The sequence below is a fragment of the Undibacterium sp. CCC3.4 genome, assembly GCF_034347425.1.
GTDB lineage: Bacteria > Pseudomonadota > Gammaproteobacteria > Burkholderiales > Burkholderiaceae_D > Undibacterium.
Genome location: NZ_CP133779.1, coordinates 2,315,628 through 2,327,450 on the forward strand (window position 1 = coordinate 2,315,628; position 11,823 = coordinate 2,327,450).

Here is an 11,823-nt window from a genome sequence, read left to right on the forward strand (position 1 = left end):
GGTTTTCCACAATTGCGCCGTCTGGGCGGACTAGTGATCATCAGGAGTGAAAAATAATTATGATAATGAGACCTGCATGTCGATTTCCCGTACCTTGTTGCGCTGTCTGTCAGTGCTGTTGCTGCTGACATGTTGCCATGCCTGGGGGCAGTCGACTATCGTCATTAAATTCAGCCACGTGGTCGCCAACGATACGCCCAAAGCTAAGGCTGCATTGCGCTTCAAAGCGCTCGCCGAAGCCGCCACCAAGGGGCGGGTACGAGTGGAAGTCTATCCCAACAGCAGCCTGTACAAAGACAAGGAAGAGCTCGAGGCCTTGCAATTAGGGGCCGTGCAGATGCTGGCACCGTCGCTGGCCAAGTTTGCGCCGCTCGGCATCAAAGAATTTGAAGTCTTCGATGTGCCGTATATCTTCCCCGATAAAGCCACTTTATACCGTGTCACGCAAGGCCCGGTAGGCCAAAATTTACTGCAAAAATTGGAAACCAAGGGCATTGTCGGTCTGGCATTCTGGGATAACGGTTTCAAGCAGATGTCGTCGAACAAGCCTATCCGTGTACCGAGCGATATGCGTGGGCAAAAAATGCGCATACAACCATCGAAAGTGATCGATCTGCAAATGCGTGCGCTCGGTGCTGTGCCGATGAGCTTGGCGTTTTCGGAGGTATTTCAGGCCTTGAAAACCGGCTTGGTCGACGGTACCGAGAATCCGATATCGAATTTGTATACGCAGCACATGCACGAAGTGCAAAAATATCTGACGCTGACTAATCATGCTTATCTCGGCTACGCCGTCATCGTGAATAAAAAATTCTGGGATGATTTGCCTGGCGATATACGTGATGAACTGGAAACGGCGATGAAAAGTGCCACCATCTATGCCAATACCATTGCCGAACAAGAGAATGAAGCGGCGTTGGTGGCGGTGCGGCGCTCGGGCAAGACGCTGGTAGTGAGCTTGAGCGCAAAAGACTTGCTGGCATGGAAAGCAGCTTTGCTGCCAGTGCAAAAAAATATGGCAGGACGGATCAGTGCAGACTTGATCGCCCGCGTCAATCTCGAGGCAGCATTGGCTGAAAAAAATGAATCAGCAGCATGCTGCGGTGCAGCAATTATTGCATTTTTTGATCGCTGACAGCGCCTTTTTTAATTTGAATAAACCCTCAATCGCCAGTTAAAAAAATCGAAACAGGTCGACATTTCAAAATAAGCTATGGCCGCCTAACACATTTCCTCACTTTGGAAATAATTTTTACATATCTGCAACACTCTGTTTTGTTTTAGACTGTTTTTTTTGCCGTGTGTATTTTCCCATGCTATATTCTGCCCAGATGAGTTGTTGGTAAGCGGTAAGCTTGTGCCAAGTAAAACAGCTTAGTTGCCATTGGGCAAAAGCACGGATAAAGAAAGATTAAAAGGCGGTAGTGCAAAAAACGGTATCGATACCGTACACTGAGGAGACGCGCGTTTTTACTATAAGCTGAGTGACGGTGTAGACCGGACACTAAACAGCCGAAAACGCGACAACAATTTTAAAGGCGCATCGTCTGATGCGCCTTTTTTCTTTTGTAGGCTGCGACCACGTTTGTAATAAAATAGCGTTTCCATAGGGAGAAACAGCATGTCCGAACACGAAACGGCGATTTTTTCCGCCATCGTCGAGGCACCGTTCGGTGCCATCGGCATTCGCAGTCGTGCCGCCAGTCTGTGTGAATTGGTCTATCTGCCGCCGCGTTTTACTGAAAAAGCTCCGCTCGATGCGTTGGCCGAGCAAGCGGCGCTTCAGGTAGCGGCCTATCTGGACGATCCTGATTTCCGTTTCAGCTTGCCGCTCGCTGCCGTCGGCACCGCATTTCAGCAGCGCGTTTGGCAAGCGATTGCCACTATTCCGCGTGGCGAAGTCGCTACCTATGGGCAGTTGGCCAAGCATGTCGGTTCAGCGCCGCGCGCAGTCGGTCAGGCTTGCGGCGCCAATTGGTTTCCTTTGCTGATTCCTTGTCATCGTGTCACTGCCGTCGGCGGTTTAGGTGGCTTTGCCCATCACGATGAAGAGACTGGTTTTCACCTTGGCGTCAAACGCTGGTTGCTGGCGCATGAAGGTGTGGCGGCCTATGTCTGAGGTTTTGATCTGATGGTCGCCAGAGCCGATGTCGCCGCCTTGCGCGCCGCCGCCGCCTTACCGGCGGCGTTGACGGCGCAGATCGATCAGTTTTGTGATCTGCTGTGGCTGGAAGAAGGTTTGGCCAAAAATACCGTCGACGCCTATCGGCGCGATCTGCGCCTGTTCGCCGAATGGCAGTATCAGCGCTGTCAGAAAGATTTGTATCAAATCGATCATGCCGATATCAGCGCGTATATCTCGGCCAAGCATGCCAGTTCCAAAGCGACCTCGGCCAATCGCCGCCTGTCGGTGCTCAAACGTTTTTATCAACTGGCGCTGCGTCAGAACTTAGTCAGCCTCAATCCTTGCAGTAAATTGAAATCGGCCAAACAACCGAGCCGCTTGCCGCAGACACTCAGCGAAGCCGAGGTGGAAGCTCTGCTGCAGGCACCGCCGGCCACCGTATTGGGCACGCGTGACCGAACCATGCTGGAATTATTGTATGCCTGCGGTTTGCGCGTGAGTGAGCTGGTCGGGCTCAAAGCGCTGGAACTGAGCCTCAATGACGGCGTGGTGCGGGTGACCGGCAAGGGCGATAAGACGCGTCTGGTACCGTTCGGTGAAGATGCGCGGCAGTGGCTGGAAAAGTATTTGCAGCACGCGCGCGCCGAGATTTTACAAGGCCAGATCGATGAGGCCTTGTTCGTCACTGCGCGTGGCGGGGCCATGACACGTCAGATGTTTTGGATATTGATCAAAAAATATGCCGCCGCCGCCGGCATCGTCACGCCACTCTCGCCGCATACCTTACGCCATGCATTTGCCACCCATTTACTCAACCATGGTGCCGATTTGCGTGTGGTGCAACTGCTGCTTGGACACGCCGATATTTCGACCACGCAGATTTACACCCACGTAGCGCGCGAACGATTGAAGCAGTTGCATGCTTTGCATCATCCGCGCGGCTAGTCAATCAATCGACTCGCGTATGCAAATCGAGAAATTTCTCGGCGCGTTGCCAAAAATCGACATTGTTTTTCAATGTGCGCCAGCCGTGGCCTTCTTCGGCATAGCTGATCCACTCAATCGGCACCTCTTTGGGGGCGGCTGCCAGAAATTTTTCTCCATGTATCAGCGGTACCCGTCGATCCGCTGCGCCATACGCCAGTATCAGGGGTTTCTTCAAGCGGTGGGCTTGAACGAGCGGAGAGGTGGCAGAAAACTGCGCCGCATCGTTGACTTGATCACCGATCATCGCCGACATACCAAAACGTGACCAGATGGTGCCGGCCGTATCACTCCAACTGATATCGAACAAATAGTTAATGTCCGTGACGCCAACCCAACTAATGCCGCAGCGATACAGCTCAGGTTCCTTGATCAATCCCATTAAGGTCGCATAGCCACCATAACTTGCGCCGGCAATACAAATTCGTTGACGGTCCGCATAGCCTTCAGCGATTGCCCATCGCGTGGCATCGGTCACGTCGTCTTGCATAGTCAGTCCCCATTGCTTCCAGCCCGCTTTGAACAGTTTTTCGCCGTAGCCAGTACTACCGCGAAAATCAGGTTGCAATACCGCATAGCCGCGCGAAGTGAGATATTGTACTTCGCGTTCCCAGTTCCAATGTCCTCCTCTGACATACGGACCACCATGCACCAGCACGACCATAGGGAGCTGTTGTTTGGGGCCGTTTTTCGGTAAGCTTAAATAAGTCGGAATAAGCATGCCATCGCGTGCCTGTATTTTGAAAAAATCTTTCGAAGACATTTGCTCGGGCCGGATGTCTGCATACCTGTCACCGATAGGCGTCAATGTGCGGGTGTCGGTATGAAACAAAAAATACGCACCAGGATGGACATCTGAAAACGTATGGACTAAGACGACAGCAGAAGATTTTTCCTCTGGAAGAGAGAGCTGGTTGATGGTATTGGGCAAAGCGGCATCAATCGTTTTTTGTATTTCACGCCATTTGTCGGAAAACCATATTGTGGCGGCGGCATCACTTTCATAGTGAATGCCAAGCAATTTGGCCTCATCTGCATTGTAAATAAACCTACCGTCCAAATCAAAATCACGACTCTCTAGCAGGGCGAGCGCGGGAAGGCGCTGGTTTTTCAAATCGTAGCGATAAATTGCCTGAGTATTTTTTCTATTCGTGGCTTGTACATACAGACTGCCATCAAGGCCGATGGAAACCGGTTTGTATCCCGCTTCCTTGACACTGTCGAATTCAATCAATAGTCGCCACTGCTGGGTGTCGGGATCTTTGTAATGAATGCCGGTGATATGATCGTTGGTCGTGATGGCGACTCGTACTTCACCGCTTCGGTCAATCAGGTAGCCATTGGCATTGCTGGGGGTGGGGACGATTTCGTGATAGCCATTGACGGTATTGAGTTTGAGCAGACTTATAGTGGGATTTTTCTTCGTACCGCTAGCGCGACCGACAAAAATATCATTTGAGCCGTTCACATGAGTGATATCGACGAAACTGTGCAAGGCGTTGAGGGTGCGAAATTTTCCGCCAGCACTGGTGATATCGGTCGCGGTTTCGATCAATTGCCGGAACCCGCTGCCGTCAACATTGACGGCGAACAGGCCGTTTCCTTTGCTTTGTTCGCCAACCCCGAGATCGCGATCACCAACACCGAAAACCAAACGCTGATTATTGACCCAGTCGAAGAAGACAACATCGGTTTTGTCGTACGCGGCGACAATGCTTGCTTGTAATTTTTCAATCTTCATGACGGCCAGAACCTGCCGGTCGTTCTGACCGGCAGCAAGCAGGGCAAGGTGACTGCCATCAGGCGAAAGCCTGACTTGTGACAGTTGCGGATTTTTAAAGAAATGTTCGATTGGGATAGAGTCGGCGTTTGACATGGAAAATGCACTGAGAGGCGTAAGGAGAAAAACACTGAGTAACAGCAAGCTGTGAATCGGATGACAAAAAGTATTCATGATGATCTCGCAATCAAAAGCATATAAGAGACGCTGCGTCGCACCATCTCAATATCGCAGCGTCTGGAGGAGCTGGTTAATGTTCTATCGGAAGGTATATTTGGCGATGAATTTGAAATAGCGTCCGGTGTTGTTGTGCAAGGCGGATTGGTAGCCTTGCTCAACGATGGAGGTCGTGTTACCGGCCGGGTAATAGGGTGCTTTGGTATCTAAAATATTACTGATATGAATTCCTAAAGTCAGGTCTTTGAATCCGCTGTAACTGTAGGCAAGGTCGAACGTGGTCCAACTTGGCACTTGGCAATCTGGGTAATACGCATCGTATTTGGGAACGCCGCCGAGCGCGGTTGCAGTGGCTGGTTGCCCTGATCCATAATGACAAAATGGCGTCGGATAGGTGAGTGTATTGTCGTAGCGTCGCACCATCGAAACACTATCGATGAAGTTAGCTGTGGCGACCAACTTATGCGGCTCTTTTTCCCACAGCAGTGACAGGCTGCTGCGTAAGCGCGGAATCTCCTCGACTGAGGTGGCCCAGTCATTGATTCCACCGGCGGTGCCGACGGCATTCCGTTCGAGGTTACCGGCTTGTTCTGCGCGGCGATAGGAAATCAGATAGCTGGCATTGAGGGTGGCAGTCAGCTTGCCATATTCGCCCAAATTTTTACGCAGTTGCATATCCAGATCAAGACCACTGACTTCCGTACTACCTTGATTGATCCACGGCGTTTTGACGGCCAGCAAGGGACCGGTGCCGGCGACTGGGCGACCGTTGGCGTCGACTAATTGATTCAAGGGGTTGTTATCGCGGATGATAGAGTCAGCCGGGTAATTTTCCGGATGTTCGAGTAAAAAAGTAGGGCTACTGAGACTGACTTCACCTTCCTTACGAATTTTATAGGCATCGAGTGTGATGTCCATATCCTTTGTCGGTGAAAGGAGCAGGCCGAGTGAGATACTTTTAGAGGTTTCCGGCTTGAGATCTGGGTTGGCACCACCGACGCCGGAGATTTGGCTATTGCAATCGGAGATATTGGCGCCGTCCACCGGTGTCACGCCGTTCGGGCAACGCAGCGGATCAACCAAGCCGTTCACGAAATATTGCGCGCCACCGGGTGCGACCTGTGACAGCGCGGGGGCTCGAAAGCCTTCTGAGTACGCGCCGCGCAAGGCCATTTTATCGTTGAACGTGTACTTGGCACCGATCTTAGGAACGAAATTGGTTTTCAGACCAGGGTACTTGTCGACGCGGCCAGCCAGGTCCATTTCAAAATTTTTCAAGAACGGCGCGCGTACTTCAAAAAAAGCCGAGGCAACATTGCGTTTGGCATCGATGGCGGTGGTCGTTAAGCCGAGGATTTCGCCGCGCGCATTCAAGGCATCGGGGGTGATCACTAATTTTTCCTGACGCAACTCCAGCCCGCTGGCGAAGCCGATAGCACCGCCCGGCAGTTCGCCGAATTCCGTGCTCGCTTTGGCATCCCACTGAAGAATTTCGGCGATACCGATATTGGTTAAATTGGGGCTGATACTGGGGTCGGCCGCGAGCGCCGCCAAGGGGCGATTTTCTGAGATCAGTGTGCGTAGCGTCGGTAAGTACAATGATCCATAACGCGTTTCGGTCCGTTTGGATTGATTCCACAGTACGGCGCTTTCCCAATCCCAGTCGGACAGGCTGCCACGCAGTCCTGCTACGGCGCGGATGTTACGGTTTTCTAAATCGGTGCCGCCTTTGATATTCTCAAAGCGATACATGATGGCGCTGCGGGCATCGCTGTGAGGATTATCTGGGTGCCCAACAGGTAAGATTGCTTGGAATGGCGCCGCAAGTCCGCCGAGTAGAAAGTTGGTCGTCGGGGAAAGGCCGTTCATGCCGGGTGCGGGGGAACGATAGACGCGCTGTGAAACAGAGAAACCGACTTCGCTGAATGCAGTGAGATGGTCATTGATTTTCAAGTTGCCCACCGAGAGTAAACTGAGATCATCGGCTTTGCTTTGTGCTTCGGCAAATTGGTCTACATCATAGTTGCAAAATGTGCGGTCGTATAAGAGCCCGCTGGTGATGTTATTGGCAGGCCCACCGACGATCAGCCGCTCAGGATTGCAGTTGGTTTGATTAATCACCGTTGGCCCGGTAGACAAAAATGCGTTGGCCCCCGCTTCCTTTTCCCGAAAAAAGAACGCTTGGTTCGAGACACTGCTGCTATAGGGATTGAGGCGGAAATTCATATCCGCATACTGAGCGGCTTGGATGTCGTTCGAGCCTTGGCGCGTGCTGGTCGCTGCTCTTTGTGAGTAATCGAGCGCAAACAGGATATTGTAACCAGCGCTGCCCAGATCGCCGAAGCCGATCGCTCCATTGAGGTTTTGTCGGCCGAATTCGCGGTCGTCGTTGGCGCTGATGCTGGTCGAAATTTCGCCTGCTTTATAATCGCGTTTGGTGATGAAATTGATGACCCCGGCTACCGCATCGGAACCATAGACGGCGGAGGCGCCGTCTTTGAAAATTTCTACTCGTTCGAGCATGGAGATTGGGATGCTGTTGAGGTCGTATAAGGTCGATTGACCGTTGTTTGGATTGGCATAGGCAGACGGCGTCATGCGTCGGCCATTTAATAAAATCAGTGTTGAGGTCGAGCCGAGACCGCGCAACGAGGCGGTAGCAACCCCGCGTGAAAAACCATTTTGATCGGGGCTGTCATTAAAACCGCCGACACCAAGTGAGGGTATTTTTTTGAGTAATTCAGCGACCGTCGAGGCACCACTATTGCGTATCTCTTGCGCCGAAATAGTTTGTATCGGCGAGGTACCCTCTTTACTGACGCGCTTGATATTCGAGCCGGTCACCTCGACGCGGTGCGGCTTGTCGTTGTCATCGAGTTCTTCGGCCACGGCCATGCCGCTGCCTAGCAGCGATCCGGTCAAGATACTGATGGCCACGCCGATTGGATGTGGCCTGGTTTTGAAATGGGTATGCATGATGAGTTCCTCAGTGAGTACATGGCAATAGCGAAGTGATAATCGGCTGGGCTGGAGTTTTTTCGGCAGCTCAAAACATGCTCGCCGCCCGATGAAAATGAAAAAAAGAAATTCACAACTCAATTCCGAATGAAAATAATTTATCCTAAATAAGCGTTGATGATTTCTATCTGCCAAGTTTTTGTTGTTTTTTAACTTCATATTGCGAAAAAATGGTCATTTTCTGCATGATATTGTTGCTTTGTGTCATTTCTCAGTTTTTCAATTTATCTTTTAAAAGTGAAATTATGCGCGGCGGGCTTGTTGCTTTTGGCCTGCGGTGCCGGGCTGAGGCGGCTATAATTGCGCCTCTATAGCCACACTTGTGAGAATTGAATTTGGCAAAAAAAGAACACGTATCGATGACGCCGGCGACGCAATTTCTACGCGCCCAGCAGGCACTGTTCAGTGAACACCCGTATGCCTATGAAGAGCACGGCGGGACGGCGGTGTCGGCGCGCGAGCTCGGAGTGGCCGAGCATATTGTGATCAAGACTTTAGTGATGCAAGACGAAGTGGCCAAGCCGCTGATCGTGCTCATGCACGGCGACTGCAAGGTATCGACGAAGAATCTGGCGCGTCAGATCGGCTGCAAGGCGATTGCGCCGTGTCAGCCCGAAGTTGCACAAAAACATTCCGGCTATCTGGTCGGTGGCACTTCGCCGTTTGCCACTAGGAAAAAATTGCCGGTATATGTGGAGAGCAGCATTCTGGAGTTGGAAAAAATTTACATCAACGGCGGACAACGTGGCTATTTAATCGGTATCGCACCAGCTTTGTTAATCAGTCTGCTGCACGCCACGCCAGTGTCGTGTGCGTTGGGAGAGTGACAATGGGGTGGGATGCGGGGCGCTGTTATCACGTGTCGACGCGATTGATATCCAGACGCGTCAGGCTCTGTGTTTCCTTGGCAAACACCAAGGTTTTCTGAGTGTTACTTCGCAAGCAGTCCGGTTGCATAAAGTAGTGGAATAACTGATGCAGGAAAGTTGCAAACGGAATGTATATAAAAACCAAGAAAAAAGGCGTATTTGGGATTCTTCTTGAAATGGGTTAAATACACTGCTGCAATGATATAAAAAAGACCGAACGAAAAAAAAGATCTCCTCGGAGCATGTAGTGCAGCAGCAATTGCTGCTGCAATGAAGGCAGTCATTTTGGGATTGCTGTCGGCGTATAATTTTAATGCAGAAGTGAAAATGAAGTTTTCAATCAGCGGGGCTACTACGGCACCAAACCCTAGTGAACCTAAAGCTCGTATGGGTGTTGTGCTTAACTCTTCATCCAATGATTGGTCTGAAAAGAAAATTATTACAGCTGCCACAACAGCGCTGTACCAAAGTGCCGCGTAAAGTATGGCAGTAGCAGCATAGTTCAACTTGTTAATGGACGCATTAAAAAGTGATAGTTGCATAAGCTATAATAGACAATACTGGCAAAATTCATTAACTGAAATTGAATTCGCTCCAATAGTCACGTACCCGCTTATCAGCTTACTGTTCACCCCAGCTTACCCATGGTATCCATACGGCCGCCAATTCCGGCACCGGAATTACACCAGCTAACAAATCCACCTACTGCCATATTCATGGCCTCGCCAAAAATGTAACCTGGGAATAGTTGTCCACCTATGGTGCCACCTACGACAGATTCGATTTGTTCTATGTTCAGTTCTTGCATTTTGATCTTCCAGAAAAGTTTTAAAAGTCTGCCGGAATACGTCTTGCAAAGGCCAATATAGAATTACAAAAAGAAATTGACATGTCAATATGCTTTTGGGAAAGTTCCAGTCATTCAATTATTGACGGCATTTTGATGCAAAATCCCTTCGCTCTGGCATCTGCTCTCAGTTTCGTCATCGATGTCAATGTGCGTCAAGGTTCAGCAAAGCAGCATGTTTGAGGAGCCAGCATCCTACTGTTCTGGGGTAGAATTCGCTCTCGGCAAGCTGTATTCGTGCTAACAGTCTGTCGGACTTAACCGTAATCGGCTGCAAAATTCAGGCTAGCAGCCTAACCGGACACCATCGAGGAAACCTATGAATACTGTTTTGGCGGTCATCGCCGCTTATCTGATCGGCTCACTGTCGTTTGCAGTAGTGGTCAGTAAATTGTTCGGCTTGTCCGATCCGCGTACTTACGGTTCGAAAAATCCCGGTGCCACGAATGTGCTGCGCAGCGGTAACAAGGCAGCGGCGGTGCTGACCTTGCTCGGTGATGCGTTCAAGGGTTGGTTCGCAGTTTGGTTGGCACTGCGCTATCAAAATGAATTCGGGCTGGAGGCCGGTGCCGTGGCACTGGTTGCCTTGGCGGTGTTTTTCGGCCATTTGTGGCCGGTATTTTTCAAGTTCGTCGGCGGCAAAGGAGTGGCGACTGCTGCCGGTGTATTACTCGGCATTAATGTTTGGCTTGGTGTCGCCACGCTGGTGACCTGGGCGGCGGTGGCGTTTGCCTTCCGCTATTCTTCACTGGCCGCACTGATTGCCGCTATTTTTGCGCCTTTGTATTACGGCTTTTTGTTCGGCAATAATGAAATGATGCTGGCTGTGTCGGCCATGAGTGTATTGCTCGTGTATCGGCATCGTCAAAATATCGGCAATCTGCTTGCCGGTAAGGAAAGTCGTTTGGGCAGCAAAAAAAAATAGAGTTTCCTTAGGCCGCCCAAGCCAGCAGCCTCAGGCTGCCGTCAATTCTTGCAGCGGCCAGCGTGGCCGCACATTAAAGCCATAGTCGCGCGTTGCCAAGGCGGGGTTTTGCTGCAGCCGCATGGCACCGGCGAAGGCGATCATGGCACCGTTGTCGGTACAAAATTCCAATTCCGGATAAAACACGCGGAAACGTTTTTTCGCTCCTGCCGCATTGAGCGAGGCGCGCAACTGGCGGTTGGCACCGACGCCGCCGGCGATCACCAGTCTTTGCAAACCGCTTTGTTTCATCGCCGTTACACATTTGGCTGTCAAGACATCGATGATGGCATCGACAAAGCCGCGTGCGACATTGGCTTTATCGACTTCACTCAGTGCGTCCGGATATTTTTTGACGGCCGTCAGAACCGCGGTCTTGAGGCCGGAAAAACTGAAGTTGAAATCTTTCGAGTGCAACATCGGACGTGGAAACTGATGCACACTGGGGTCGCCTTGTTCGGCCAGCAGAGAAATCGCCGGACCGCCCGGATAATCTAAACCGAGTAACTTGGCTGATTTGTCGAAGGCTTCGCCGGCGGCGTCGTCCAGAGTTTCACCGAGCAGCGTATAGCGACCAACGCCGTCGACCCGCATCAACTGCGTATGACCGCCAGATACCAACAAGGCAATAAAGGGAAACGCCGGCGGTGTGCTGGCCAAGAGCGGCGAGAGTAAGTGGCCTTCGAGGTGGTGCACGCCCAGTACTGGTCGATCAAGCGCCATCCCCAGACCGCAGGCGAACGAGGCCCCGACCAGCAGTGCCCCAGCCAGCCCCGGCCCTTGGGTATAGGCGACGGCATCGATGGCGTGGCGCTCGATGGCGGCCTCGCGCAAGACTTGTTCGAGCAAGGGCAGGGTGCGGCGGATATGGTCGCGTGAGGCCAGTTCCGGCACCACGCCGCCGTATTCCTGGTGCATCGCGATTTGCGAATGCAGTGCGTGCGCCAGTAAGCCGCGCTCGGTATCGTACAGGGCCAGTCCGGTTTCATCGCAGGAAGATTCAACGCCGAGAACTATCATGATGCAACTTTACAAAGTGAAGTGAGACCGCGCAGCGTG

General features: G+C 51.6%; 10 protein-coding genes. 5 read left to right on the forward strand and 5 right to left on the reverse strand.

The window, feature by feature from the left end:
- The first annotated feature begins 76 nt into the window (after positions 1–76).
- The 3 genes from RHM61_RS10375 (at position 77) to xerD (ending at position 3,070) form a co-directional block, all read left to right on the forward strand.
- Positions 77–1,135, forward strand: coding sequence for a TRAP transporter substrate-binding protein (locus RHM61_RS10375; protein ID WP_322247211.1), 1,059 nt, complete (start codon positions 77–79; stop codon positions 1,133–1,135).
- A 486-nt stretch (positions 1,136–1,621) separates the two neighbouring features.
- A complete protein-coding gene (locus RHM61_RS10380; RefSeq protein WP_322247212.1) occupies positions 1,622–2,119 on the forward strand; it encodes a methylated-DNA--[protein]-cysteine S-methyltransferase in 498 nt (165 codons plus the stop codon).
- Positions 2,120–2,131: 12 nt separating this feature from the next.
- Positions 2,132–3,070, forward strand: coding sequence for a site-specific tyrosine recombinase XerD (gene xerD / locus RHM61_RS10385; RefSeq protein ID WP_322247213.1), 939 nt, complete (start codon positions 2,132–2,134; stop codon positions 3,068–3,070).
- Between the two features lie 4 nt (positions 3,071–3,074).
- On the opposite strand, the gene RHM61_RS10390 is transcribed toward xerD, so the two are convergent.
- Entirely contained in the window at positions 3,075–5,063 is a 1,989-nt protein-coding gene (locus RHM61_RS10390) for an alpha/beta hydrolase family protein (protein ID WP_322247214.1), read from the reverse strand.
- Between the two features lie 84 nt (positions 5,064–5,147).
- Positions 5,148–8,042, reverse strand: coding sequence for a TonB-dependent receptor domain-containing protein (locus RHM61_RS10395; RefSeq protein WP_322247215.1), 2,895 nt, complete (start codon positions 8,040–8,042; stop codon positions 5,148–5,150).
- 377 nt (positions 8,043–8,419) lie between these two features.
- Between RHM61_RS10395 and RHM61_RS10400 the strand changes: the two genes are divergently transcribed.
- Positions 8,420–8,911, forward strand: coding sequence for an aminoacyl-tRNA deacylase (locus tag RHM61_RS10400; RefSeq protein ID WP_322247216.1), 492 nt, complete (start codon positions 8,420–8,422; stop codon positions 8,909–8,911).
- A 104-nt stretch (positions 8,912–9,015) separates the two neighbouring features.
- Here the strand turns inward: RHM61_RS10400 and RHM61_RS10405 are convergent, their stop codons facing one another.
- Positions 9,016–9,459, reverse strand: a complete 444-nt coding sequence (locus RHM61_RS10405; protein WP_322247217.1) for a hypothetical protein — start codon at positions 9,457–9,459, stop codon at positions 9,016–9,018.
- A 122-nt stretch (positions 9,460–9,581) separates the two neighbouring features.
- Positions 9,582–9,761: a hypothetical protein gene (locus tag RHM61_RS10410; RefSeq protein WP_322247219.1), complete on the reverse strand. Its 180-nt coding sequence runs from the start codon at positions 9,759–9,761 to the stop codon at positions 9,582–9,584.
- Positions 9,762–10,119: 358 nt separating this feature from the next.
- On the opposite strand from RHM61_RS10410, the gene plsY reads away from it, so the two are divergent.
- The gene (gene plsY / locus RHM61_RS10415; RefSeq protein WP_322247221.1) at positions 10,120–10,725 is read left to right on the forward strand and encodes a glycerol-3-phosphate 1-O-acyltransferase PlsY; all 606 of its coding nucleotides are present in this window, start codon (positions 10,120–10,122) and stop codon (positions 10,723–10,725) included.
- Between the two features lie 30 nt (positions 10,726–10,755).
- Here the strand turns inward: plsY and tsaD are convergent, their stop codons facing one another.
- Positions 10,756–11,784, reverse strand: coding sequence for a tRNA (adenosine(37)-N6)-threonylcarbamoyltransferase complex transferase subunit TsaD (gene tsaD / locus RHM61_RS10420; protein ID WP_322247222.1), 1,029 nt, complete (start codon positions 11,782–11,784; stop codon positions 10,756–10,758).
- Between the last annotated feature and the right edge of the window lie 39 nt (positions 11,785–11,823).